Source organism: Pantoea leporis (assembly GCF_028048155.1).
Classification (GTDB): domain Bacteria; phylum Pseudomonadota; class Gammaproteobacteria; order Enterobacterales; family Enterobacteriaceae; genus Pantoea; species Pantoea leporis.
In genome coordinates, this window is record NZ_JALMEU010000001.1 from 120,232 (window position 1) to 145,563 (window position 25,332).

Consider the following 25,332-nt stretch of genomic DNA (forward strand, 5'->3'; position numbering starts at 1 on the left):
GATATTTTGCTGAAGAAACTGATTCCAGCTTGTGTATTGATGGCGCTGTGCAGCCAGGCGATGGCGGCACAGATTATTACCGTTAGCCGTTTTGAGATTGGAAAAGACAAATGGCCCTTCACCCGCGAAGAGGTGATGTTGACCTGCGAGAAAGACGGCGCGCTGTTTGCGATTAACCCGGGCACTTTGTTGCAGTATCCGCTCAACGATAAAGCCTTTGCGCGCAAAACGGCCGGGCAGGGCACGCTGCAATCGATCGACACCATTGTCGCCGTTGATAAAGCCCATCCAGGCCAGAAAATGAGTCTGCAACCGATCATCGACCGCGCGCAGCAACTGTGCGGTAAGTAACCCCTATATTCTCAGGCGTAGCGCACAGTTCTGCCGCTACGCTTGCTTCCTCGTTCTGTCACCACGATCACAGAGTTGTCACCTTTCGCGACCAAACCGCATGATTGGCTGGAAAACCAGCAATCCTGGACTACCTTTAAATGGCAAGGCGTCCTCGCCTGCAAAAATGCCAACTTTTAGCGCACGGCTCTCAAAGAGCCATTTCCCTGGACCCGATACAGGAATCGTATTGGGTCTTTTTTTAACTGCATAATAATGTATTGTCTGCACGCGTTAGGCTTACCTTTATGCTGGCATCTACACTTAATTCTCTAAGCAACTCAGGAGGATTTATGTCTGATAGACCGATCGAAGCGGATGAGCTTGAAGAAGAGACTAAGGTGAAGCCGGATGAGCATGAAAAAGACGATGAGAGTCTGGCACCGGAGTCGGGCGACAAGCAGCCTGATTGATGATTAAACCCACTTCGGTGGGTTTTTTATTTTCTGTTTTCCTTTTTTGATAAGAAATAAAAAAGTTTTACCTTGCTACCTGGTAAGATAAATGCGTTAATGCGTCGTCGGTCTGAATAGCAGACAGTTAGAAGGTTAGTTCCCATTGTATTTCTCATCCCGGTTAGTGCCGCTTCAAGCCCTTTCTCTTTGAGTCTTATCCTAAGTTCTGATTCGTATCTGCAACTCGGCCCTTACGCCAATAGGCTCATTAAAAAGGTAAAAATTATGTCTAATAAAATTCTTGGAACGGTAAAATGGTTCAACTCAGAAAAAGGCTTCGGCTTTATTTCTCCTGAAAATGGCAGCAAGGACGTTTTCGTCCACTTCTCAGCCATTCAGGGCACTGATTATCGCTCACTTGATGAAGGTCAGCGTGTTGAGTTTTCAGTTGAAGATGGTCCAAAAGGTCCGTCTGCAACAAATGTATTAGGTCTGTAATTATTCGCATTTATAATCGTTTAAGATGTCCGCATTGCCAGAGTTCACAATATCGTACCTCCGCGTTCGATATTACGAAAATGAACCCACATGGCGCTAAATGTATTTTCTGCAAATCATCAATGATTGTGTTGAAAACGGCGTAATAGCGGATATTCTGCCCACATAATTATCAGGGCTTATCAGGCAATTGCCTGATATCAGAATCATTAGCACTGCTCAGGCAGTGCTTTTTTATTTTAAATTCCCCCGCATAACTTCACTTATTCCCACGTTTGCCATCTTACCCACATGCTACTTTTTCTCTCATTCCGAAATAAATTACCGTCATAGAGAGAATATTGCGAGATGCACAAGCCCGTTATCCTGATCGCCTTGCTGCTGAGTGGTTGCGCATTGAAACAGTATCCGCAGTCCGCCAAAGTGAGCGATGCCGAAGCGCAAACCTATAACTGTGCAGCACTGAATCAGGAGATCGCTAAAAGCCAAAGCGTTAAGCAGCAGATTGATAAAACCGGCGAGTTTGATGCGCTAACGGTATTGGGATTCGTCGGGGATTTTGGTATCGGTAACGGCCTTGCAAAGGCCAGCGCTAACAGCAAAGTGAAGGCGCGCCTGGAGCAGTTGCAGAAACTGCAATCAGTGCGTTGCGCGCACGGTGCAACTTAATAATTAGCCTTCTGAGCATCTACCCCGACAATTTTGCGGTCAAATAGCTGCAGCCAGCATGCATGAAAAATGGTATAAAATTGGCGCATCTGTTTTATTGCCGGTTAATAAGGATCCTTCATGGCAAACACACAATATCTTCTTTGGGTAATGATTGGCACGTTAACTCTGCTTTGTATCTTTATTGGTGTGGTCGTTGGGCGGGCAAAAACGCCGCGTATTGGAACAATGACTTTCGCGGGTTTATTAGCCTTCTTCTTAGTGGCGATATTTTTAATTACTCGCTAAAGCATTGAACGCTGTAACGAGCAATATTTGCTGGGATCATTTCTGTACAGTGTCCCAGCGACTACCGTTACGGATGTGCCCCCAGCGTGGGATAATCTCCTGTTCTAACTGATAAATTAGAGCGAGGATGAGATTAAGATTATATCGCGTGACTTCATTATGGTGAGTGATGCAAGGCGATGCTGATTCGATCAAATTGAAGTTTTGATATTTTTCAAGCAACTCCAGGTGAGGCAGAATCTCCTGTTCACGCTGATAATCAGCGAGAGCAGTAAATAGGTAAATATTCTTGTCCGTTTGGCGATCGCGTCGAATAGCGTTCGGCAAAAGCTTATTTAATAGCGAGATGGCTGCGGGGGTTGTCGATCCCATCATTGCGTCACCCACATTCGGCCACATTGTGGCTGCATAATCCCCGAGATAAAACTGTGGTACGGCAGTAATGATATTTTTAATATTATGCCTAACACCGAAATAGAGCGCCGCGCTGCCACCTTTTGAGGCGCCAACTATGGAAACGTTTGAGGGTGTTGTCAGCTCAATTACCGAGCGAATAAGCTGGCTTACCCCATGCTCAATTTCAAAATTCATATTGTTGCACAGATAGTAAGCGGGCAAGCCGTTGAAATCATCCTTGATCCACAACACCGCCGATTGAATATGCTGCAAAAGGGTGAAATCGTAGATGGTGGGATCAGGAAGGTTAAATCCTGACATCACAATCAATAAATGCTGATTGTCTACTGAAGCCGGTTTATAGCGATAGTGTATATCGAGATGAGGACGAAAATTAAAAATGCAATCAGTCACGGTCAGCGGCTCAGAGAAGGAATTCGCCCAAGACAGGCGACCAATCTGGCTGATAATTAAGAATGGCGATAGATGGAATAACGACGTGGCAGCATTCTGCCGCCACGAGAATATTCAGAGCGGTTTACGCGCGGCCAGCAAGAACATCATCGGACGATCGCGTTCTTCCGCCAGCGCGGGATTGAGTGCAACCATCTCTTCGCTCGGGCCCCATTCATCAAGATGCACGATCTCAAATCCTGCGCCAATTAACGCATTGATCCAGGTTGCCAGCTTGCGATGTTGCTTTTTCACGCCATCGGCAAACCAGTTGCTGATGCGTTCCCCTTCCTGCTGGTAATGATTAACTGGCCAGCTGCGCTGCTGCTGTTCATCCACAATCCACTGCTGTTGAGTAGGTGCAGTGTAAATCGGATGCTCACAGGAAAACACCAGCGCGCCGCCCGGCGTTAGCGCCTCAAACACGGTTGCGAAGAGTGCGTCAATATTGCTGAGGTAGTGCAGCGCCAGCGAACTGTAGGCGAGATCATAGGATTCGTTCAGTTGCAGCGATTCTAAATCGGCGCGCTGATAGCGAATCCCGGTTCCCTGCGTCATGGTCGCGGCTTGCGCTAACATCTTCTCGGAAACGTCCAGACCCAGCACCTCGCGCGCGCCTTGCTGCTGCGCGTAGCGGCAAAACCAGCCGTAGCCGCAGCCGAGATCGAGAATACGTTTATCATGCAGGTCGGGTAGTAGCGCACGCAGTGCGGGCCATTCTGGCGCGCCGTCTAATCCCTTAACGGAACGTGGCAAAGTGGCGTAACCGGCAAAAAAAGTGGGGTTGTCGTAAATATTCTGGCTCATACAGGCTCCTTTATATGATGCGCAAAGGAGTTTAGGCGTTTAGCGCGGAATGTAAAGTCGCGTAATTATCCCACAAATAACAGATGTACCAGACGAGCGAGTGATTCCAGCAGCAGCAAGCTACCGATGAAAATAACGATTAATACACCAATGAATTGCTTCCGTCCGCTCATGCTGTTCCCTCCGCTGGCTAACGTTGCCGGACTATACTTTAAGCCGGGCTCACTAAACTTCCAGTCAACCGGGGAAGATTACATGCTTTACCAAAAGGTGAACGCGCAAATGTGGCGAAATATTTGGGTGGTTGGCGATCTGCACGGTTGCCGCGCCCAACTCGATGCGCAACTGCTCAAGCGGGATTTCGATAAGCAGCAGGATCTACTGCTGTCGGTGGGCGATTTAATCGATCGTGGCCCGGACAGCCCCGGCTGTTTAGCGCTGATGCAGGAGCCCTGGTTTCTCTGCGTGCGCGGCAATCATGAGCAGATGGCGCTCGCTGCGCTGGATGGGCGCGACCAAACCTTGTGGATGATGAACGGCGGCGAGTGGTTCTGGCAACTCAAAGGCGCAGCGTTGATTGCTGCGCGCCATGCGTTGAAGCGCTGTGCTGAGTTACCGTTGATCCTGCATCTGGATTTCGGCGATCGCGTGGTGGTGATTGCCCACGCCGATTATCCCGCCAGTCATTATGCGTTAGGGAAAGAGGTTGACTGGCAGCAAGTGGTGTGGAGTCGCGATCGACTGGGACGCCATCAACGCGGCAGTTCAGCCCGCATCGATGGCGCCAGTGATTTCTACTTCGGCCACACGCCGTTAGAACAACCGCTTAATGTGGCGAATCAGCATTATATCGATACCGGCGCGGTCTTCGGCAATCGCCTCACCCTGGTGCAGTTGCAGTAACGCTTAGCGGAACAGACGTCCGTCGCGCACCAGTTCACGCGGATAACTGTTTTTAATCCGATTACCCACTTTCTTCGCCAATCCCAGCGGCTGCTGCTGGTAAGTGACGATCACCTCATCCCGGCTGGGCAACGTGTCCGGATGAATATCCTGACCGCGATACCAGGTTTCCGCTTCTGCATCGGTGAGTTCGAAATCCAGCGCGCTGCCCGGCTGCGTCAACGCCACGACCGCTTCATGCTGCCAGCGATAGCCTTTCGGGAAGGTCTCGGCCAACTTGAGGCCGATGCGTGAGAAGCGCACTTTACCCAGCCAACCCTCCAGCGCCGCGGGGAACAGCCACAGCTCTTTATCGCGCTGCCACAGCGTGTGATTTTCATCCCACCGCAAGCCGACTTTGGCCGCGGCCTGTTGCACTTCGGCGCTCAGCTTGCGGCTGGCCGGAGAGAAGGGCAGTTTGCCGACTTTGTAGGTTGGCGTTGGCAGCGCGGGAATGCTGGCGGTTTTACGCAGACGCGCAACGAAGAAACCTTCACTATCGAAAATCTGCGGGAATACGTGCAGGAAACCTTCGGCGGTTAACGCCTGATCGGCTCCGTCGAATAAACCGTTCAGCGGCACGATTTCAACCGCGTCTGGATAACGCTGCTGCAACCAATGAATCACCTGCTGATTCTCGATTTGATTCAGAGTGCAGGTAGAGTAAATCAGCGTGCCGCCTGGCTGTAAGGCATGGAAAGCGCTGTCGAGCAGATCACGTTGGGTTTCCGCAATCGCTTCGGTGCTGGCCAGCGTCCAGTTACGCAACGCATCAGCATCTTTGCGCACCACGCCTTCGCCAGAGCAGGGCGCATCGAGCAGAATGGCATCGAAACGCTCCGGCAGTGCGGCGCCAAATACACGGCCATCAAAATGGGTCAGCGCAACATTGCTGACGCCACAGCGGCTGATGTTAGCGTGCAGCACTTTGACACGGCTGGCTGAGTATTCGTTCGCCAGAATGGCGCCTTCATTGCGCATCAGCGCGGCCATCTGGGTGGTTTTAGAGCCCGGCGCAGCAGCCACATCCATCACCTGACGCGCATCGGGTGCGGCGTTAAACAGCGCGGTAACCGGCAGCATCGAGCTGGCTTCCTGAATGTAGAACAGTCCGCTCAGATGCTCCGCCACGCTACCCAGCGGCAGCGATTCGTCGTTACGCTCGATCCAAAACCCTTCGGCGCACCACGGAATGGGCGATAAGCGCCAGCCATAGTCGGCGGTGCGGGCGAGGAAATCATCCACGCTAATTTTTAAGGTGTTGACGCGTAAGCTGCGACGCAGCGGTTGCTGGCTAATGGCGAGAAAGCGCTGCAGTTCGGCGTCGTCAGCAAGGCTGGCGCGCATCAGCGCGAGGAAATCTTCGGGAAAGCGATCGGACACGGGCATCTACCGGGAAACGAAATGAGCGCGAAGTGTAACACGCGAAAAAGAATCGGGCAGCCAGGCTGCCCGATTTGCTTAAGGTTAATGAGGGTCCGGAATCGCCGTGCCCCAGTCGCGCCACGCTTTCGGCGCTTCATCCTGTAGCAGGAAGTGTTTGTTGGCGCCGGCCTGCGGTGCTAATGGCACCGTCGGCGGTGTGGCAAACTGTACGCCGCCGCGAATGAACTGCTGGAAGGTGCCGGTTTTCAACACGCCGCCTATCAGACCGAAATCGAAGTTATAGCCGGAAGCCAGCCAGAACACCGAATTGTTGCGCACCAGATGCTGGTACTTTTTGCTGATACGCAGCGCGATCTGCACGCGATCCGCCATATTGCCCAGCGACGTTCCGGTGACGGTGCCCACTTCAACGCCCCGGAACAGCACTGGCGTGCCCACCGACAGCGATCCCGCGTCAGCGGCATCGACATATATCGTCAAGCCGTTCAGGTAGCGTGAATCGGTGATGGTGCTTTCCTGCAGTTCAAAGGTGCGCGCCGGCGAACCTTTGCCCGGATCGACGTTGAGATAAGGCTGCAGCAGCGTTTCGATATGGTTAACGCCCGCCGCAGAAATCTCCGGCGACACCACCGAGAAGCGGCTGCCGATGCGCGCGAAGTCCTGCACGTATTCCGGATAAAGCACCGCTTTGGCGACAACCTGATTGTTATCAGAACTTAGTGCCAGCGATTCAACCTGACCAATGTTGATGCCGAGATAGCGAATCGGCATGCCCGCCGCCAGTTTGCTGGCATCGAAGGTGTGCAGTGTAATCTGGCTGCCAACTGCACGCGCCGCGGTTTCTGACGAGTAGAGCACGCGTTTCACGCCTTTCGCCGCCTGCGCGCCGGTGAGATTATCAAAACTGATGGCACCTTTCAGCGCGCGGTTGAGCGGGGATGCCTGCACGGTCAAACCGCTGCCGTTGAGCTGCACTTTGGCGCCGCCTTCGGCCCAGAAAACGCTCTCGCTGGTCAGCAACTTGCGATACTGCGGCTGGATATGAATCGAGATTTCAAACGCATCCGCACGCGGCACCACATCCACCACTTCACCGACCTGGAATTTGCGGTACAGCAGCACTGAACCGGCCTGTACATCCGGCAAGCTTTTGGCGGTAAGTTTCAGCGTGGTTGGCGGCTGTTCACCCACGATGCCTTCTTCGGCACGTTCCGCATCCGCATATAAAGGATAACGACTGGAAGGATTGCCTTTCGCGCCAGGAATCAGGCGAATGCCGCCATCTACCCACTCGCGCGCGCTGGCGCCCAGCACTTTCATCCCGTCAAGTCCAAACTTGACATCAAGGCGGCTATTCACCACAAACTTGCTGTCAGCGTGTACCAGATTACGGTGCTCCGGATTGATGGCCGCCACAAAGCTGATGCCATTTTCATCCAGCGTGCGTGAAATCACCTGACCGATTTTCATGCCATACAACATCACTGGCTGGCCGGCATCGATACCGTAGGTTTCCGGCGCGCTGAGTTTTACCGTCAGCACGTCAGGTTTCTGCAGCAATGTTTCGCTGGCTGGCAACACGGTAAAGTGATCCTGCGGTTCGCCTTCGCCTGGCACCAGTTCAAAAGTATTACCGGTTAACAGGCTGCTGAGATTGGTGTCGGTTAGGCTGATCTTCGGCGTGCGCATTTCAATGCGCGTCCCGCTGCGCATCAAACCGGTTACTGAAGGATCAACCGTCAGCTCGCCGGTGACTTTGCCGCCATCCAGCAGGTTGAGTTTGGTCAAGGTGCCGACTTCCAGTCCCTGATACATCAGCGGTGTGCTATCGGCTTTCAGGTTATCGCCGCTCGGCAGGTTCAGTTTCACTTGCACGCCGCGCTGACTGCGCGCCAAATCCGGATAGAGCTGGTAGTTGGCATCCACCTGAGCTTGCTCGCCGTCATTAGGTGAATCGAAGGCAATCGCGCCATTCACTAACGCGGCGAGGCTTTCCAGCTTCACTTTGGCACCGCTCAGGCTGACATCCGCATCAACGCCGGAAACATTCCAGAAGCGGCTCTGCTTTTTCACCAGATTGATAAAGCGGCGCTCAATTAGCACATCAATGGTAACGCCGTCGGTGCTGTTGTTGAGGCTGTAATCGTAAACGCGACCCACCGGAATTTTGCGGTAATAAACCAGCGAACCGGTGTTGAGCGAGCCGAGGTCGGGCGCGCGCAGGTGGATAAGCAGTTCGCCGGTATTAACGCGATACTTAGGTTGGGTATCGAGTGCGGTGAAGTGATCGCTCTCTTTACCTTTACCCGGCATCATGCCGATGTAGTTACCGCCGACCAGCGCATCAAGCCCGGAGACGCCCGCCAATGAGGCTTTCGGCGTCACCAGCCAGAACTGAGTGTCTTCACGCAGTGCATCGCGCATGTCGCTTTTGATGCTGGCTTTAATCTGGATGCTGCGATAGTCATCACTCAGCACAATGCCTTGCACCGTACCCACTTCCACGCCCTGATAACGAATCGGCGTACGGCCTGGCACAATCCCGTCGGCAGTCTGGAAGTTAATGGTGATCGTCGTACCGCGTTCCTGATAGTTGGTCCATAGCAGCCAGCCGGCAATCAGCAGGGCGATGATGGGCAATAACCAGAATGGCGAAATCTTGCGCTTGTTGCGCAGATTGGCGCTAGTCGGTGTAGTCGGCGTTTCCTGTTGCATGTGCATCCCAGATCAGGCGGCTATCAAGCCACTCTACAGCCATAATGGTCAGGACAACGGCGGCACCAAAATAGAAGGCGGCCGGTCCCATGGTGAAAGCCAGCAGCTGATCACGATTGACCAGCGACATGGTTACAGCAATGACGAACAGATCCAGCATCGACCAGCGGCCCACCCAGGTGACGGCGCGCAGCAGGCGAATGCGGGTTTTTAAGCCCTGTTCGCATTTAAAGTGAATGCTGAGTAACAGAGTCAACATCACTAACACTTTGGTAAAGGGCACCAGAATGCTGGCGATAAACACCACCGCGGCTACCGGTATATTGCCCGATGCCAGTCCCAGAATGCCGGAGAAGATGGTGTCTTCACGGCGTGCGCCATTAACATAGACCACCGAAATCGGCAGCAAATTGGCGGGGATCAGCAGCACAATCGAGGCGATGAGCGCCGCCCAGGATTTCTGCAAACTGTGGCGTCGGCGGTAGTCAAGCGGCGTGTGGCAACGCGTGCAGCGCCCACGCTCATCGGCTACACCGGTTTGATGGCAATTCAGGCACACTTGCCACTCTTCAGGCGGGGAAGTGGGCATCGCTTGGGGATAATAGTGTTCCCACAGTTGCTCGACGTTCAGGTGGATCAGCGTCAGCAGGCTCAGCACCGTCAGCGCAATATAGGCCACTAAACCGTAGCCCACTTCCAGTGAGGCGTAATCCTGCACTTTGATCGATGCCACCGCCACGCCGACCAGATAGATATCCAGCATCACCCACTCTTTGAGCTTGTCCATCATCAGCAGGACCGGGCGCAGGTTCATTCCGAGCGCGTTGCCCACCCACAGATAGAGAATGCCGATGACCAACGTAACCGGCGCGCCAATGGTGCAAAACGCCACCATTGAAGCGGTGAGGATGTTGCCTTGCTGCGTCATTTGGATTACGCCCTCCAGCAGGCTGGCGTTAATACGCATGCCCAGCAGGCGAATATCAACCAACGGCAAGCTAAAGGCGAACGGCATCAACACGATCATGACCACCGCCATGGCGGTGAGTCGCGTCATCGACCAGTCACGACCGCTCTGAATTTGTGCATGGCAGCGCGGGCAATAGGCTGTCTGATGCGATTTCACATCCGGTAAGGAAAAAAGGGTATCGCATTGCGGACAACGCTGATAACGTGCGTGGGGCAACGTCTGGCTGATAGCGTGAATTTTCATAGGTGACGCAAGTGCCCATCGTTCGTTACGGTTACCGGCATGCTGAGTAGCGCAAAGTTGCCTGCAATATTCGGTGGTACCAGAATACGCTTATCCACCGACTGCTAAGGGTATAGTAACTAACAGAATGATTCACCTTCTGCGCCTGGATTATTAGTGCTTATTTTAACAACTGAGTGACAACAAGGTCACCCCAGTGACGAGTTATGGTTGAACAATGAACAAAAAAGCTTTTTACGAGGATTTGAATCGCGATGTTCGCGCCCTGTTGGCGGATGAAACCTCGTTCCTGGCCGCGCTCGGCAATTGCAGTGCACTGCTTTTTGAACGCCTGGAAGGCGTGAACTGGGCTGGATTCTATTTACTGACGGAACCGAACACGCTGGTGCTGGGCCCGTTCCAGGGCAAAATCGCCTGCGTACGTATTCCGGTTGGCAAAGGCGTGTGTGGAACCGCGGTAGCCGAGGACAAAGTGCAATTGGTGGAAGACGTGCACGCGTTCCCTGGCCATATCGCGTGTGACGCCGCCAGTAATGCTGAAATCGTGATTCCTCTGAAAGTAAATGGCACCCTCGTGGGTGTTTTAGACATTGATAGTACGGTTTATTCTCGCTTCGATAGCGAGGACGAAGCGGGGCTGATGGCCCTTACCGACGGGCTTTGTGAAGTGCTGGCGGGCAGCGACATCGTAAAATTTATTCAGCTGACGCACAGCTAATCGACTGGATCACATAGCATTTGGCGATGTTGTCATTATAATGTCGCCTGTTCATGCCTGCTCTGGTCGGCAAATCCGTTGTAATCAGGAAATTTCATGGAAAATCAACCTAAGTTGAATAGCAGTAAAGAAGTCATCGCCTTTTTGGCGGAACGTTTTCCGCAATGCTTTAGCGCCGAAGGCGAGGCGCGTCCGCTCAAAATCGGCATTTTTCAAGATCTGGTCGAGCGTGTTCAAGGCGAACTGAGCCTGAGCAAGACGCAACTGCGTTCTGCCTTACGTCTTTATACCTCTAGCTGGCGTTATCTTTATGGCATCAAAGCGGGTGCCATTCGTGTCGATCTCGATGGCAACGCCTGTGGCGTGCTGGATGAGCAACACGTAGAACATGCGCGCAAGCAACTGGAAGAAGCGAAAGCCCGCGTTCAGGCGCAGCGCGATCAGCAGAAAGCGAAGAAGCGTGAAGCCGGTGAAGAGACCGCTGAACGTCGTCCGCGCAAGTCTGCTCCGCGTAAAGCTGCCGAAGGTGATGCCGCGCGTAAGCCACGTCCTCAGGCGCCGCGTGCGGCCGCGACTGAGCGTGCAGCCGCACCGCAGCCACCGCGGGCCAAACCTGTCACTGATACCTCAACGTTGCAGCCCGGCCAGAACATCAAAGTGACTGCAGGCAAAGGTGCAATGGACGCTACCATTCTTGAAATTACTAAAGATGGCGTTCGGGTTCAGCTCGCTTCCGGCATGGCTATGATTGTGCGCGCAGAACATTTGCAGTTCTGAAACGGAGGCTGACCCTGGCATGAACAACATTTTAAAGATCGGTATGATCGCGGGCCTGCTTTTAGCAGGCCCCACCTTTGGTGCAGATAATATTACCCGCGCCGACCAGATTCCCCAGCTACACGAAGAGCCACAGCATCCCACCGTCAGCGAACGCGTTACCTCGCGTTTCACCCGCTCTCACTATCGTCAGTTCGATTTGAATCAGGACTTCTCCGCGAAAATTTTTGATCGCTACCTGAATCTGCTCGACTACAGCCATAACGTATTGCTGGCATCGGATATCGCGCAGTTCGCCGATAAGAAAACTACCGTGGGTGATGAGTTCCGCAGCGGTAAGCTGGATGTGTTTTACGATCTCTACAATCTGGCGCAGAAACGCCGCTTTGAGCGCTATCAATATGCGCTGAGCGTGCTGAATCGCCCAATGAATTTCACCGGCAATGACACCATTGACATTGACCGGGCAAAATCGCCATGGCCAAAGAGCGTCGATGAGCTCAACGCGCTGTGGGATGCCAAAGTTAAATATGACGAACTGAGCCTGAAACTGGCCGGTAAAGATGAGAAAGAGATCCGCGAAACGCTGACCAAGCGTTACAACTTTGCCATCCGTCGTCTGGCGCAAAGCAACAGTGAAGATGTGTTCCAGCTGGCGATGACCGCATTCGCGCATGAAATCGACCCGCACACCAACTATCTTTCGCCGCGCAATACCGAGCAATTCAACACCGAAATGAGCCTGTCGCTGGAAGGTATCGGCGCAGTGCTGCAGATGGATGACGATTACACGGTGATCAACTCGATGGTCGCAGGTGGTCCGGCGGCGAAGAGCAAAGCGATCAGCGTGGGCGACCGCATTGTCGGTGTCGCTCAGCCGGGCAAACCGATGGAAGATGTGATTGGCTGGCGTCTGGATGATGTGGTTTCAAAAATCAAAGGACCGAAAGGCAGCAAAGTACGCCTGGAAATCCTGCCTGCTGGCAAGGGCACCAAAACCCGTACCGTGACGCTGACGCGTGAAAAAATCCGTCTGGAAGATCGCGCGGTAAAAGGCACCGTGCATAACGTCGGCAAACAGAAAGTTGGCGTGCTCGACATTCCTGGCTTCTACGTTGGCCTGACTGACGATGTGAAGGTGCAGCTGCAGAAACTGCAGAAGCAAAACGTCGACAGCGTAGTGATCGATCTGCGTACCAACGGCGGTGGCGCTTTGACCGAAGCCGTTTCACTTTCGGGCCTGTTTATTCCAAGCGGTCCGGTGGTGCAGGTGCGTGATAACAATGGCCGCGTGCGTGAAGACAGCGATAACGACGGCATCGTCTATTACAAAGGTCCGCTGGTGGTGCTGGTCGATCGCTTCAGTGCTTCGGCTTCTGAGATCTTCGCTGCGGCGATGCAGGATTACGGCCGTGCGCTGATTGTCGGTGAGCCGACCTTCGGTAAAGGCACCGTGCAACAGTATCGTTCGCTGAACCGTATTTACGATCAGATGCTGCGTCCAGAGTGGCCAGCGCTGGGTTCTGTACAATACACCATTCAGAAGTTCTACCGCATTAACGGTGGCAGCACGCAGCGTAAAGGCGTAACGCCAGATCTGCTGATGCCAACCGGCGTTGAAGCGGCAGAAACCGGCGAGAAGTTCGAGGACAACGCGCTGCCTTGGGACAGTGTGAATGCGGCAAGCTACACCAAAACCGGCGATATCGCGCCGCTGGTACCGCAGCTGACCAAAGAGCACGCCGATCGCATCGCTAAAGATCGCGAGTTCCAGTACATCATGAAAGATATTGCGCGTTTCGATGCGATGAAAGACAAGCGTAATATCGTGTCGCTCAATCTTGCCCAGCGTGAGAAAGAGAACCGCGAAGATGATGCACTGCGTCTGGAGCGCATCAACGCGCGCTATCAGGCGGAAGGCAAAGCGCCGCTGAAGAGCATCGAAGATCTGCCGAAAGACTATAAAGAGCCGGATCCGTATCTGGATGAAACGGTGAAAATCGCTAACGATATGGCGCAGCTGGAGAAATCTCAGCCTGCTGCCGCAAGCGCGAAGTAACCGTCTGGTTTGTGAAATAGCACCGCTTCGGCGGTGCTTTTTTTTACGCTAAAATCGTTGTTAAGCCTTACTAACGCAGCGAACTTCGCACTTCACTGCCTAATGTAAAGTTATGTCTTTTTAGGCACTTAAAGATTAAGGTTGCTTGAAATGCGCGGCGATGACCATAGGATAGATATCCGCGCATATGCGCGTGCACAACTGAGGAAGATTAACGTTTATGATGCGTATTGCTCTTTTCCTGCTCACCAACCTGGCGGTGATGTTGGTATTCGGACTGATTTTGAGTCTGACAGGAATCCAGTCAAGCAGTGTTATGGGTCTGATGATTATGGCAGGTCTGTTTGGCTTTGGCGGTGCGTTTGTTTCACTGCTGATGTCTAAATGGATGGCGTTACGATCCGTTGGCGGTGAAGTCATTGAACAACCGCGTAATGAGACGGAACGCTGGCTGATGGATACCGTCGGCCACCAGGCACAACAGGCTGGCATTGCGATGCCGCAGGTGGCGATTTATCACGCGCCCGACATTAACGCCTTTGCGACAGGCGCACGCCGAGACGCGTCGCTGGTCGCTGTTTCCACCGGCCTGTTGCAAAACATGAGCCGTGATGAAGCGGAAGCGGTGCTGGCGCACGAAATCGCCCATATCGCCAACGGTGACATGATCACCATGACGCTGATTCAGGGTGTTGTGAACACCTTTGTCATCTTCATCTCGCGCATTTTGGCGCAAATCGCTTCCGGCTTCCTGTCGGGTAACCGCGACGGTGAAGAGAGCAGCAACGGAAACCCGATGGTGTATTTCGCGGTCTCGATGGTGCTGGAACTGCTGTTTGGCTTCCTCGCCAGCATCATTACCATGTGGTTCTCACGTCACCGTGAATTCCACGCCGATGCGGGTTCTGCCAAACTGGTTGGTCGCGAGAAGATGATTGCCGCACTGCAGCGTCTGAAAACCAGCTACGAGCCGCAGGAGCCAAGCAGCATGATGGCGTTTTGCATCAATGGTAAAAACAAATCGTTGAGCGAGCTGTTCATGTCGCATCCGCCGCTCGATAAACGTATCGAAGCGCTGCGTAGCGGTGAATACCTGAAGTAGTCGGTAATAGACAGAAAAAAGGGCGCCAGATGGCGCCCTTGCTGTTTCTAGGATTCGGCAGCCTGCCGTGACTGCGTCATGCGCGCCAGGCTCACTACGGCAGCGACGCTGGCAAAGCTACCCGCTAGCAGCAGTGAGGCGTGTGTACCGCTGTCGTTGAACAGATTAAACATTAGCGCCACTAGCGCCGCGCCGCTGCTTTGTCCCACCAGACGCGCGGTACCCAGCATTCCGCTGGCACCACCGCTGCGGTTACGCGGTGCTGCGGTGATGATGGTGTGATTGTTAGGCGACTGGAACAGGCCGAAACCGGCACCGCACAGCATCATGCGCCAGATGATATCCACGTCAGTTGGCTGCGTCGGTAAAAGCGCCAGCAGGAACAGACCGGCAGCGAACATCGCTAATCCCAATCCGCCTAATAATCCGGCATGGAACTTCTCGATCAGGCGACCTGCAATGGGTGCCATCACCATGGTTGCCAGCGGCCACGGCGTGAGCAGCAAGCCGGTTGCCACTTCATCCCGGCCCAGCACGTTTTGCAGGAAGAACGGCAACGCCACCATCGCCAGCATCTGCGCGCAGAACGAGCAAATTGAGGTGCCTATCGACAGCGAAAAGATCGGAATGCGCAGCAAGTCCACCGGCAGCAATGGCACCGGCATCGCTAACTGGCGACGAACGAAAACAATGCCCACCAACACCAATGCTACCAATTCGGCCACAATCAGCCAGCCGTTTTGTCCCTGCGAGAAACCGCTCAGTGCAGATATGAGCAGGCCAAAGAACAGCGCATTCATCACGGCGCTTGGCACGTCGAATTTCTGTTGTTTGGCTTTCTGGGTGTTATCCGGCAGGAAACGCAACGCCAACCACAGCGCAACAATGCCGAGTGGAATGTTGATCAGAAACAGCCATTTCCAGCTGGCAACAGACAGGATCGCCGCCGCTACGGTTGGACCGGCCGCGCTGGAGACCGCAACAATCAGCGAATTGATCGCCATACCGCGCCCGAGGAAGCGCTGTGGATAGATGATACGGATCAGCGCCGTGTTAACGCTCATCAATGCGGCACCACCAAAGCCTTGCAGCACACGCGCCACGGTCAGCGTATTCAACGATGAGGAGAGGGCGCAAAACAGTGAGGTAGCGATAAACAGCGCGAGTCCAACCTGATAGACGCGGCGGTAGCCGAGCATATCGCCGAGAAACGACAGCGACAGCAGCGAAATAACGATGGCGATTTGGTAGGCGTTAACAATCCAGATCGATTCGGCTGGGCTGGCATTCAATTCACGCGCAATGGTTGGTAAGGCCACGTTGGCGATAGCTCCATCCAGCACCGCCATCATAATACCGAGTGCAATGGTGATGATCGCGCTATAGCGCTGTGGAAGGGGTAATCCATCCTGGGCAACAGTAGAAGGCATAAGTAAAGTAAGTAAAGAGAGTGAATATCATCATGCTAATCAATTCGCTGCCGAAAAGCACCGCATTCATTGACATAAAATTACGTGTGGATGTGTCACTTAGCGTCAGTCGTTGCCGCCATCAGGCTGAAACGCATATACTGGCGCTTCTGTTCCGTTTTTTTTGAAACACTGTCAAAAAGGATACGCGCCATGGCGAGCAGTGATAATGATAAACAGCCAGACTCGGTTTCATCAGTGATGAAAGTGTTTGGCATTCTGCAGGCGCTGGGCGAAGAGCGCGATCACGGCATCACCGAATTGTCCCAACGCGTGATGATGTCAAAAAGTACCGTTTATCGCTTTTTACAGACCATGAAATCGCTTGGCTATGTGGCGCAGGAAGGAGAAAGTGAGAAATACTCGCTGACGCTCAAGCTGTTCGAACTCGGCGCCAAAGCGTTGCAGAACGTCGATCTGATTCGTAGCGCCGATATTGAGATGCGTGAGCTGTCGCGTCTGACTAAAGAAACCATTCACCTCGGCGCGCTGGAAGAAGACAGCATCGTCTACATCCATAAAATCGATTCTCTTTATAACCTGCGTATGTATTCGCGCATCGGCCGCCGCAATCCACTGCACACCACCGCGATTGGTAAAGTGCTGCTGGCATGGCGCGATCGCGCTGAAGTGCAGGAGATCCTCAGCGAAGTGGAATTCCGCCGCAGTACCGCGAAAACCATTGTCACTGCAGAAGCATTGCTGACGGTGTTGGATCAGGTAAAAGTACAGGGGTTTGGCGAAGATAATGAAGAGCAGGAAGAGGGCTTACGTTGCATCGCGGTGCCGGTATTTGACCGTTTTGGCGTGGTGATTGCGGGGCTAAGCATCTCGTTCCCCACCATTCGTTTTTCTGAAGAAGCCAAAAATGAGTACGTGGCGATGCTGCATCGTGCGGCGCGCAATCTGTCTGAACAAATGGGCTACCACAACTATCCTTTCTGAAATGAAAAACGGGCTGTTGCCAGCCCGTTTCAACGCTTAATTGTCGACCACTTCGCCACTTTTCTTCAGCAGTGGACAATCCGTTACGCCGACGATACCGCTGTCTGTGTGCAGATACTGTGCCGTAATCATACCGCGTGCGGTCAGATAGCTGCATTGCAGCCCCAATCCCGCCGCATTCTTATTGCTGCCGGTGAGTACGCCATAGCCGGTCAGCAGCATCGCTAACCAAATTAATGCCACCAGCATAATCGTCCGAATAAGTAGTTTCATCTTATCTCCTTGTGATACACAACGCAGCGCATCCAACGTTGCTGCGAATCTACTGTAGCAGCATGCCGCGCTTTAGCCATCGAATCGATCAGAGATAACTGAAAGAGAGGGCAGGCGGGATAATCTGCTTTCCGTCGCTACCCATTATCTTTTGCGTCGGCAGCGAGTAGAATCAGCGGCGGAGTAGATGTTTGATTTTTGACTATAGAGGCAGTTATGAACGAATTAGCCGCAAACACCAGCCCGCTGTTTAACTATGGCGTTCTGGCCATCATCATTCTTGTGGCCTTTATTGTCTGGTTCTTTGTCAACCGGGCAAGCGTGCGTGCCAGTGAGCAGATTCGTTTGCTGGAAGCCGTTATCGAAGAGCAAAAGAAACAGAATGCGCTCCTTCGCCGTCTGGTTGACGCACAGCCATCCACAGCAAAACCAACAGCGGATGAAGACGCGGATGAAAAACGCGATTTTATTCGGATGATCCCGGAACGTTAAGCCGTTAAAAGGGGGAAAATAATCGTCGTTATGGCAACCGCTGCGCACTGAAATGGTGCGTGGCGGGATAATGGCTTCTAATAATTTCCCTTCTAAGCCCGGTGTGAATAGCAACCATACCTGCCAGAAAGAATTTCAACTAAGATTTATCCTAAGGAGTTTTTGTTAAATCAAGCTTTTCAATGTTCTTTTTAACATTTAATTGTTGGGTAGATAGTTAAAATTGAGATAAATGCCACCTAATGTTAATGCGTTTATATGGGGCGCATATTATTGGTTTCTCCTGATTTTGGTGCAAAGCAATTAATAACTTATACCTGAGAAAACTATTTGTACAAGATTTGAACGGCGCGCAGTTGTTGTGTGGCGAGCGAAGTTTTCAGTGGAATATCTTATTGATGCCATATTAGTGCAATATTTTTGTCGTACTGTTAATCCCTAAAATTGTACCAATATAGACATTACCGCTGCGCTTGACTAAGCGGCAATCAAGCGCTAACTATACTGACTGATAACCTTTTTTTGCGCACCTTCCGCGCTGGGTGTCAATATGTTGATTGATGAAGTGCCGCGCCTATTAACTAATTATGTGCGTCACGTCGATCACCGTTTAAAAATGGCTTGCCATTAATTTACGGATATGTGATAACAAATCGTAGGTCAAACGAGGTACAGTTCTGTTTATGTATGGCATCTTCAGTAAAGAAGTTACGAGTAAAGACGTTGACGTTGAATACCGCTTCCTTGCCGAACCTTAAATTAGTGCCTCATTCAGTAATGTCTCTGGTTTATCTGTAAGTCTGCCTGCGGGCAATATAATCATTGAAAGGAAATTTGCGAAATGGCAAAGATTAAAGGTCAGGTTAAGTGGTTCAACGAGTCTAAAGGTTTTGGTTTTATTACTCCTGCTGATGGTAGCAAAGATGTGTTCGTACACTTCTCTGCAATCCAGGGCAATGGTTTTAAAACTCTGGCCGAAGGCCAAAGCGTTGAGTTCGAAATCCAGGATGGCCAGAAAGGTCCTGCTGCGGTCAACGTTACCCCAATCTGATTTCGCCCTCAGGCTCGGTGCCATGCACCACTGAAACGAATCCTAAAGCCCCGTTCACTGAACGGGGCTTTTTCTTTTATTCTTTCTGTAGCCAGATGATCAGGGTAAACTGCGCCGCGAATTGCTAACCCGGAGTTGTCTATGTCTTTGATTTGCCCACTTTGTCATCAGCCTTTATTGCAGCAGGCGAATAGCTTCCGCTGTGATGCAGGTCATCAGTTTGATCAGGCGAAAGAAGGGTACGTTAATTTACTGCCGGTGCAGCACAAAGGTTCGCGCGAACCGGGCGATAGCGCCGAGATGCTGCAGGCACGACGCGCCTTCCTCGATGCCGGACACTATCAGCCGTTGCGCGCGGGTGTCGCCAGGATCCTCGCGCAGCATCTGAGTGAGCAAGGTGCGCAGCTGTTAGATATCGGATGTGGAGAAGGCTATTACACTGCGGCGATGGCCGATGCGTTACCGCAGTCGCAACTCTTTGGGCTGGATGTAGCGAAAGCGGCGATTCGCATGGCAGCAAAACGTTATCGTACGGTGAAATTCTGCGTGGCGTCCAGCCAGCGTTTACCTTTTGCCGATGCTTCTCTGGATGGCGTGGTGCGCATCTATGCGCCCTGCAATGAAGATGAGCTGAGCCGCGTAATTAAAGCAGGTGGCTACCTGCTAACGGTGACGCCGGGACCGCATCACTTGCAGCAATTCAAGGCGCTGATTTATCGCGAAGTGCAGCTGCACGCGGCGGAAGAGAAGGTGTATGCCGGCTTCAGGCAGGTCGATCAACAAAATCTGCATTACAGCATGACGTTGAGCGGAAGTGAGGCGGTGAGCTTATTGCAGATGACGCCATTTGCCTGGCGTGCACGCGAAGAAGTGTGGCAGAACCTCGCGGCATCCAGCGAGTTTAACTGTGATGCCGACTTTATGCTGACGTTATGGCAGCGCGATTAACGCGCTTCCACCAGCGTATTGTAGATCCGTTCCAGGTCATCAAGCTGTTTGACAGCAATCAGCAGGCGGCGCTGCTCCAGTTGCATCACCAGAATGCCATCCTCTGACAGATTCATACTCTGAATGCGACCGTAGTCGATCCACACGCTGCCAAAAAACAGTCCATTTTCTTTCATCAACAGCTTCGGGCTGCGAACCCAGAATAACCAAATCGCCATAAAGCACAGCACCATCAGCAAATTGGTGGTGAGTTGTGTGCCATGTTTATCAATGTTGTTCCACAGCAGAATCAGCAGCAGCACCACGAAAATGGCGCTATCGATTTTATGGCGACGGCGCAGTGCGACGCGCAGTTTTGTCGGGCCATTGCGGCGCGGCAGGATCGCTTCATCATAGATGGCGAACAGAATGAAGCCTGCAATCAGCAGGGCGATCAGGGCGTCAGTCAGTGACATTAGGTGTTCTTCCTCAAGCGAAATTATCTCAACGTGGGCGCTCAGATAATGCCGCTCAATATTAGCCGGGAGCAGGGCTCCCGGCGGGATGATTACAGACCGAGCAGGCCGATCCAGTAACCGAAGATACCGAGGGCAAAGAAGCCGACGATAATCCACAACGCATTCACCTTACGACGCAGCAGCCACATACAGCCAAAGGTTAGCAGCAGTGGAATCAGGCCTGGCATCAGCTGATCGAGGATAGATTGCACCGTAGTAACCGTGGTTTTACCGGTCTGGTCGGTGATGCGTGACACCACCAGCGGCACATTCACATGCGTCCACTTGTTAACCAAGGCCCCCATGACAAAGAGGCCGAGAATCGACGCGCCCTCCGTCAGTTTCTGCAGGAAACCGCCGCCCATATCGCTGACGATATCCACGCCTTTACGGTAGCCGTACGCCACACCGTAATAACGCGTCAACAGACGCACGGCGTTAAACAGGATGAAGAACAGCAATGGACCCAGCAGGCTACCGCTCATCGCGATACCGGCACCCAGCGCAGCAAACACCGGACGCACGGTACCCCAGAAGATCGGGTCACCCACACCCGCCAGCGGACCCATCAGACCCACTTTGATGCCGTTAATCGCCGCATCATCAATCGGCGCACCGTTGGCACGCTGCTCTTCCATCGCCATGGTGACGCCCAGCACCGGCGCCGCTACGTAAGGATGGGTGTTGAAGAACTCAAGATGACGTTTAATCGCCTGTTTACGTTCGTCGTTGTTTTCTGGATAGAGGCGACGAATCACCGGCACCATTGAGTAGCAAAAACCCAGCGCCTGCATACGTTCAAAGTTCCACGAACCCTGAAACAGGTTAGAACGCAGGAACACACCGCGGACATCGCCGGGGGTGAGTTTCTTTGGAGTGTTAGTTGTATCAACCATGATTTCACCTGTTCCTAGTCGAGTTCGTTATCGAGGTCATTGTTTGCAGGACCGCTGGTTGCAGCACCTGCAACGCGGTTATATTTCGGTGCCAGCTGGATATACAGCACCGCCATCACCACGCCAATCACGCCAAGCGCAACCAGGTTGAAGTTGGTGAAGGCTGCAGTAACGAAGCCAAGGTAGAAGAACGGCATCAGGTAGCCCGCGCGCATCATGTTGATGACCATCGCGTAACCCACCACCACAATCATGCCACCGGCGATGTTCAGGCCGTTGGTGACCACGTCTGGAATTGAGTTCAGCAGTTCCTGAACCACGTGAGTACCGACAGAAATCGCCACGATCAGTGCTGGGATGGCAATACGCATCGCCTGCAGTACCAGCGCGGATACGTGGATCCAGCTGATCGCCGTCAGGTTACCCTTCTCGGCTGCCTTATCGGCGGCGTGCTGGAAGGCCACGGTGATGGTACGCACGATGATGGTCAGAACCTGACCGGCCGCAGCCAGCGGAATCGCCAGCGCGATACCGGCGCCCACGCTTTGACCACCGGCAATAACCAGAATGGTTGAGATAATCGAAGCCAGCGCCGCATCCGGTGCAACGGCCGCACCGATGTTCATCCAGCCCAGTGCAATCATCTCCAGCGTACCGCCGATGATGATACCGGTTTTCATATCACCGAGGACCGCACCAATTAAGGTACAAGCCACCAGCGGACGGTGGAACTGGAACTCATCAAGAATCGATCCCATCCCGGCAATACAGGCCACAATAAATATCAAAATGATTTGTAGCGTGGTTATCTCCATTGCATTTCTCCTCTGCAAGGTCTCTAAAATTCGCCCACGTATGCAGGCAAAGGGCGAACTACGGATTGACCTTGGCGATCAGGTCCATCATTTTCAGTCGCTGATCGCTGGACACTTTACGTACTTCCAGTTCGATACCGCGCTCATTAAGTTTGCGGAACGCCGTGATATCTTTTTCATCCACCGATACCGCGTTGTTCACCTGCGTTTTGCCCTGACGGAACGCCATGCCGCCAATATTGACCGACTTAATGTCCACGCCTTGCTCGACAATCCTCACCACATCGGTGGGATTGGTGAACAGCAGCATCACCTTGTCATTGCCATATTTCGGGTTGTTCCACACGCGAACCATCTTATCGACATCCACCACGTGCGCGGTAACGCCCGGCGGGGCCACCTGCGTCAGCAGCGTTTTGCGCACATGATCGTTCGCCACTTCATCAGACACCACGATGATGCGGGTAACGTTGGTCTCTTTGGTCCAGCGCGTGGCCACTTGGCCGTGAATCAAGCGGTCATCAATACGCGCCAGGCCGATTTTCATGTGATCGCCTGCAGCCATTGGTTTTTGCGGCTGAGCAGGCGCTTTCGCTGCAACCGGAGCAGGCGCAGCTGCGGCTTGCGCTGGCGTTTCAGTTTTGAGGGCTTTAACGCCTTCACGACCGGCCTCTACCGCGATGTGAATCAGTTCTTCCAGCGATGGGTTGTCATCACGTCCCATCAAGGTTTCCACCAGCATCGGGATGTTGACGCCAGCGATGACATCATAGCCATCCTTATCCACCACAATGCGGCTGGCCGCATTAAATGGACTGCCACCCCAGGTATCGACCAGGAACAACACGCCCTTTGACGTGTCGAGATCGGCCAGCCGTGCCTGATACTTTTCGATTAGCGTTTCTGCATTTTCGCCGGGAACGAAATCAATCCATCCGACATTTTCCTGCTCACCCAACAGCATCTCTGCTGTTTTAAGCAACTGTTCTGCCGCCCAGCCATGTGTACCAATTACAATAGCAATGGTCACTTGCTACCTCCGTTCGCGTGAGAGATTCTCTGGCATTGCCGGGAATCATTGAAAATTACCGTTAGTGTTTCAGGTGGATCGTTAATGATGTGATAGAGAAAAAGCATCAATAAATAAAACGCAACAATCCGCTGCACAGCGATAAGGTCGCGATTTATTTTAGTGATCGAAAAAATAAATTATGTGATGTTTGTCAGCTATTTCGCGCGTAACGGCGCTAATGTGCACTTTTGTTCGAGATTCCTGCGTTAACGTAGATATTTGTAAATGTAATAAATTTTTTTGACGTCGTTGATGTAACTGATACATTAGCGTTCTGTTTTTTATTCAGGAGTACCGGGCTTCAGCTCACCTTTATGGACCGTCACCGACGTCGCTCAACATGTTCTCAGCGCTTTTCCGCGCCCGCTTCCACGCTCTTCAGCGTTATCACCGCCTGTAACGATCTCTCGTCTCGCCCTCTGGTGCAGACTCAACTTCGTGCGCCTTTACGTCCGGTAAGGAGTCATTGATGGAATTTCTCTTCGACCCCTCAATTTGGGCGGGTTTGCTCACGCTGATCGTGCTGGAAATTGTTCTCGGCATTGATAACCTGGTGTTTATCGCCATCCTCGCGGACAAATTGCCGCCGAAGCAGCGCGATAAAGCCCGTCTAATTGGTTTGTCGCTCGCCCTGGTGATGCGTCTTGGCTTGCTGTCGCTGATCTCCTGGATCGTGACGCTGACGCGGCCCCTATTCAGCGTAGGCGATTTCAGCTTTTCCGGACGAGATTTAATTCTGTTGTTTGGTGGTTTGTTCCTGTTATTCAAGGGAACCATGGAACTGCATGAGCGGCTCGAGAACCGCGGGCTCGAACATCAGGGCAATAAGAGCTACGCCAGTTTCTGGGCGGTGGTGATTCAGATTGTGGTGCTGGATGCGGTGTTCTCACTCGACGCGGTGATTACCGCGGTCGGTATGGTGAACCATCTGCCGGTGATGATGACCGCCGTGGTGATCGCCATGGGCGTCATGCTGCTGGCCTCGAAACCGCTGACGCGTTTTGTGAATGAACACCCAACGGTGGTGGTGCTGTGTCTGAGCTTCCTGCTGATGATTGGTTTGTCGCTGGTGGCCGAAGGTTTTGGTTTCCACATTCCCAAAGGTTACCTGTACGCCGCGATCGGCTTCTCGATCATCATCGAGCTGTTTAACCAGATTGCGCGCCGTAACTTTATTAAGCATCAGGAACATCGCCCGATGCGGGAACGCACCGCCGAAGCGATTCTGCGTTTGATGGGTGGACGCCAGCGTAAGCAAGCGACGACAACTGAAGAAACCTCATTGACCGAAGCGATGCCGCAGGAAGCGTTTAAGGACGAAGAGCGCTACATGATCAACGGCGTATTGACGTTATCGCAGCGTTCAATCCGTAGCATCATGACGCCGCGCGGTAACATTTCGTGGGTGGATGTTTCGCGTCCGCTGGATGAAATTCGTATTCAGCTGCTGGATACGCCACACAGCTTGTTCCCGGTATGTCGCGGTGAGCTGGATGAAATCATCGGCGTGGTGCGTGCCAAAGAGCTGCTGGTGGCGCTGGAACACGGCATGGATGTGGCGACCTTTGCGGCTAACACGCCGGCGATAGTGGTTCCGGAAACCCTGGACCCAATCAACCTGCTGGGCGTGCTGCGCCGTGCTAAAGGTAGCTTTGTAATTGTCACCAACGAATTTGGTGTGGTGCAGGGCTTAATCACGCCGCTGGACGTGCTGGAAGCGATTGCCGGTGAGTTCCCGGATGAAGACGAAACGCCAGATATCATTGCCGATGGTGACGGTTGGTTAGTGAAGGGCGGGACCGATTTACACTCGCTGCAACAGCTGCTGGATCATCACGAGTTGGTGAAAGCCGATGAAGATCACGCCTCGCTAGCCGGTTTGTTGATTGCACAGAAAGGCCAGTTGCCGCTGCCGGGCGAAGTGATTGATTTGCCGCCGCTGCACTTCCAGGTGATTGAGGCGACCGATTACCGTATCGACCTGGTGCGCGTCACCAAAGATAAGCCATTCGATCACGAAGAACACGCCGGGTAAGTCATCGGACTGAAGTAAACAATAACGGCCA

The 25,332-nt window shown here is 52.9% G+C and carries 27 protein-coding genes; 16 read left to right on the forward strand and 11 right to left on the reverse strand.

Annotated features, from left to right (window positions below):
• Positions 1 to 3 precede the first annotated feature (3 nt).
• The 5 genes from MWH02_RS00585 (at position 4) to MWH02_RS00605 (ending at position 2,240) form a co-directional block, all read left to right on the forward strand.
• A complete protein-coding gene (locus tag MWH02_RS00585; RefSeq protein ID WP_061718597.1) occupies positions 4 to 351 on the forward strand; it encodes a YebY family protein in 348 nt (115 codons plus the stop codon).
• A gap of 719 nt (positions 352 to 1,070) precedes the next feature.
• The gene (gene cspE, locus MWH02_RS00590) at positions 1,071 to 1,283 is read left to right on the forward strand and encodes a transcription antiterminator/RNA stability regulator CspE (protein ID WP_007889586.1); all 213 of its coding nucleotides are present in this window, start codon (positions 1,071 to 1,073) and stop codon (positions 1,281 to 1,283) included.
• Between the two features lie 2 nt (positions 1,284 to 1,285).
• On the forward strand, positions 1,286 to 1,429 hold the full coding sequence (ymcF, locus tag MWH02_RS00595; protein ID WP_101764610.1) for a cold shock small protein YmcF: 144 nt from the start codon (positions 1,286 to 1,288) through the stop codon (positions 1,427 to 1,429).
• 202 nt (positions 1,430 to 1,631) lie between these two features.
• Positions 1,632 to 1,952 (forward strand): hypothetical protein, encoded by a 321-nt coding sequence (locus MWH02_RS00600; protein WP_271459679.1) that lies wholly within the window; start codon positions 1,632 to 1,634, stop codon positions 1,950 to 1,952.
• 120 nt (positions 1,953 to 2,072) lie between these two features.
• The gene (locus MWH02_RS00605) at positions 2,073 to 2,240 is read left to right on the forward strand and encodes a hypothetical protein (RefSeq protein ID WP_167391209.1); all 168 of its coding nucleotides are present in this window, start codon (positions 2,073 to 2,075) and stop codon (positions 2,238 to 2,240) included.
• A gap of 36 nt (positions 2,241 to 2,276) precedes the next feature.
• Here the strand turns inward: MWH02_RS00605 and MWH02_RS00610 are convergent, their stop codons facing one another.
• On the reverse strand, positions 2,277 to 3,050 hold the full coding sequence (locus MWH02_RS00610) for a hypothetical protein (protein WP_271459680.1): 774 nt from the start codon (positions 3,048 to 3,050) through the stop codon (positions 2,277 to 2,279).
• Positions 3,051 to 3,164: 114 nt separating this feature from the next.
• Positions 3,165 to 3,896, reverse strand: coding sequence for a class I SAM-dependent methyltransferase (locus MWH02_RS00615; RefSeq protein WP_101764176.1), 732 nt, complete (start codon positions 3,894 to 3,896; stop codon positions 3,165 to 3,167).
• A 255-nt stretch (positions 3,897 to 4,151) separates the two neighbouring features.
• Between MWH02_RS00615 and MWH02_RS00620 the strand changes: the two genes are divergently transcribed.
• Positions 4,152 to 4,799, forward strand: a complete 648-nt coding sequence (locus MWH02_RS00620) for a metallophosphoesterase (RefSeq protein ID WP_271459681.1) — start codon at positions 4,152 to 4,154, stop codon at positions 4,797 to 4,799.
• A 3-nt stretch (positions 4,800 to 4,802) separates the two neighbouring features.
• On the opposite strand, the gene rsmF is transcribed toward MWH02_RS00620, so the two are convergent.
• The 3 genes from rsmF to yebS form a co-directional block, all read right to left on the reverse strand.
• Positions 4,803 to 6,227, reverse strand: a complete 1,425-nt coding sequence (gene rsmF / locus MWH02_RS00625; protein ID WP_271459682.1) for a 16S rRNA (cytosine(1407)-C(5))-methyltransferase RsmF — start codon at positions 6,225 to 6,227, stop codon at positions 4,803 to 4,805.
• A gap of 78 nt (positions 6,228 to 6,305) precedes the next feature.
• Positions 6,306 to 8,939: a PqiB family protein gene (locus tag MWH02_RS00630; RefSeq protein WP_192234080.1), complete on the reverse strand. Its 2,634-nt coding sequence runs from the start codon at positions 8,937 to 8,939 to the stop codon at positions 6,306 to 6,308.
• Positions 8,908 to 10,152, reverse strand: coding sequence for a membrane integrity lipid transport subunit YebS (gene yebS / locus MWH02_RS00635; protein WP_137385925.1), 1,245 nt, complete (start codon positions 10,150 to 10,152; stop codon positions 8,908 to 8,910). The genes MWH02_RS00630 and yebS overlap by 32 nt, the downstream gene beginning before the upstream one ends.
• 217 nt (positions 10,153 to 10,369) lie before the next feature.
• On the opposite strand from yebS, the gene MWH02_RS00640 reads away from it, so the two are divergent.
• From MWH02_RS00640 to htpX, 4 genes are all read left to right on the forward strand, one after another.
• Positions 10,370 to 10,870 (forward strand): free L-methionine (R)-S-oxide reductase MsrC, encoded by a 501-nt coding sequence (locus MWH02_RS00640; RefSeq protein WP_271459683.1) that lies wholly within the window; start codon positions 10,370 to 10,372, stop codon positions 10,868 to 10,870.
• Positions 10,871 to 10,966: 96 nt separating this feature from the next.
• Positions 10,967 to 11,647 (forward strand): RNA chaperone ProQ, encoded by a 681-nt coding sequence (gene proQ, locus MWH02_RS00645; protein WP_137385924.1) that lies wholly within the window; start codon positions 10,967 to 10,969, stop codon positions 11,645 to 11,647.
• A 19-nt stretch (positions 11,648 to 11,666) separates the two neighbouring features.
• Entirely contained in the window at positions 11,667 to 13,706 is a 2,040-nt protein-coding gene (gene prc, locus MWH02_RS00650; protein ID WP_110866293.1) for a carboxy terminal-processing peptidase, read from the forward strand.
• Positions 13,707 to 13,926: 220 nt separating this feature from the next.
• Complete coding sequence (gene htpX / locus MWH02_RS00655; protein ID WP_271459684.1) at positions 13,927 to 14,808, forward strand: protease HtpX; 882 nt, start codon at positions 13,927 to 13,929, stop codon at positions 14,806 to 14,808.
• Between the two features lie 47 nt (positions 14,809 to 14,855).
• On the opposite strand, the gene MWH02_RS00660 is transcribed toward htpX, so the two are convergent.
• Positions 14,856 to 16,238, reverse strand: coding sequence for an MFS transporter (locus tag MWH02_RS00660; RefSeq protein WP_271459685.1), 1,383 nt, complete (start codon positions 16,236 to 16,238; stop codon positions 14,856 to 14,858).
• Between the two features lie 192 nt (positions 16,239 to 16,430).
• Between MWH02_RS00660 and kdgR the strand changes: the two genes are divergently transcribed.
• On the forward strand, positions 16,431 to 17,222 hold the full coding sequence (gene kdgR, locus MWH02_RS00665) for a DNA-binding transcriptional regulator KdgR (RefSeq protein ID WP_137385921.1): 792 nt from the start codon (positions 16,431 to 16,433) through the stop codon (positions 17,220 to 17,222).
• Positions 17,223 to 17,258: 36 nt separating this feature from the next.
• Here kdgR and MWH02_RS00670 read toward each other — a convergent pair whose 3' ends face one another.
• The gene (locus tag MWH02_RS00670; RefSeq protein ID WP_008110416.1) at positions 17,259 to 17,495 is read right to left on the reverse strand and encodes a YobH family protein; all 237 of its coding nucleotides are present in this window, start codon (positions 17,493 to 17,495) and stop codon (positions 17,259 to 17,261) included.
• 216 nt (positions 17,496 to 17,711) lie between these two features.
• On the opposite strand from MWH02_RS00670, the gene MWH02_RS00675 reads away from it, so the two are divergent.
• The 4 genes from MWH02_RS00675 (at position 17,712) to rlmA (ending at position 19,986) form a co-directional block, all read left to right on the forward strand.
• Positions 17,712 to 17,987: a YebO family protein gene (locus tag MWH02_RS00675; protein ID WP_137385919.1), complete on the forward strand. Its 276-nt coding sequence runs from the start codon at positions 17,712 to 17,714 to the stop codon at positions 17,985 to 17,987.
• A 683-nt stretch (positions 17,988 to 18,670) separates the two neighbouring features.
• Complete coding sequence (locus tag MWH02_RS00680) at positions 18,671 to 18,745, forward strand: DUF2627 domain-containing protein (RefSeq protein ID WP_110866451.1); 75 nt, start codon at positions 18,671 to 18,673, stop codon at positions 18,743 to 18,745.
• Positions 18,746 to 18,828: 83 nt separating this feature from the next.
• Positions 18,829 to 19,038, forward strand: coding sequence for a transcription antiterminator/RNA stability regulator CspE (cspE, locus tag MWH02_RS00685; RefSeq protein WP_008110414.1), 210 nt, complete (start codon positions 18,829 to 18,831; stop codon positions 19,036 to 19,038).
• Between the two features lie 141 nt (positions 19,039 to 19,179).
• On the forward strand, positions 19,180 to 19,986 hold the full coding sequence (rlmA, locus tag MWH02_RS00690; RefSeq protein ID WP_271459686.1) for a 23S rRNA (guanine(745)-N(1))-methyltransferase: 807 nt from the start codon (positions 19,180 to 19,182) through the stop codon (positions 19,984 to 19,986).
• Here rlmA and MWH02_RS00695 read toward each other — a convergent pair.
• From MWH02_RS00695 to manX, 4 genes are all read right to left on the reverse strand, one after another.
• Positions 19,983 to 20,441, reverse strand: a complete 459-nt coding sequence (locus MWH02_RS00695) for a DUF986 family protein (RefSeq protein WP_110866290.1) — start codon at positions 20,439 to 20,441, stop codon at positions 19,983 to 19,985. The genes rlmA and MWH02_RS00695 overlap by 4 nt on opposite strands.
• A 92-nt stretch (positions 20,442 to 20,533) precedes the next feature.
• The gene (locus MWH02_RS00700; RefSeq protein WP_008110411.1) at positions 20,534 to 21,379 is read right to left on the reverse strand and encodes a PTS mannose transporter subunit IID; all 846 of its coding nucleotides are present in this window, start codon (positions 21,377 to 21,379) and stop codon (positions 20,534 to 20,536) included.
• A gap of 14 nt (positions 21,380 to 21,393) precedes the next feature.
• Positions 21,394 to 22,194: a PTS mannose/fructose/sorbose transporter subunit IIC gene (locus MWH02_RS00705; protein ID WP_064738889.1), complete on the reverse strand. Its 801-nt coding sequence runs from the start codon at positions 22,192 to 22,194 to the stop codon at positions 21,394 to 21,396.
• A 58-nt stretch (positions 22,195 to 22,252) separates the two neighbouring features.
• Positions 22,253 to 23,224, reverse strand: coding sequence for a PTS mannose transporter subunit IIAB (gene manX / locus MWH02_RS00710; protein ID WP_101764188.1), 972 nt, complete (start codon positions 23,222 to 23,224; stop codon positions 22,253 to 22,255).
• A 511-nt stretch (positions 23,225 to 23,735) separates the two neighbouring features.
• On the opposite strand from manX, the gene MWH02_RS00715 reads away from it, so the two are divergent.
• A complete protein-coding gene (locus MWH02_RS00715) occupies positions 23,736 to 25,301 on the forward strand; it encodes a TerC family protein (RefSeq protein WP_101764189.1) in 1,566 nt (521 codons plus the stop codon).
• Positions 25,302 to 25,332 lie beyond the last annotated feature (31 nt).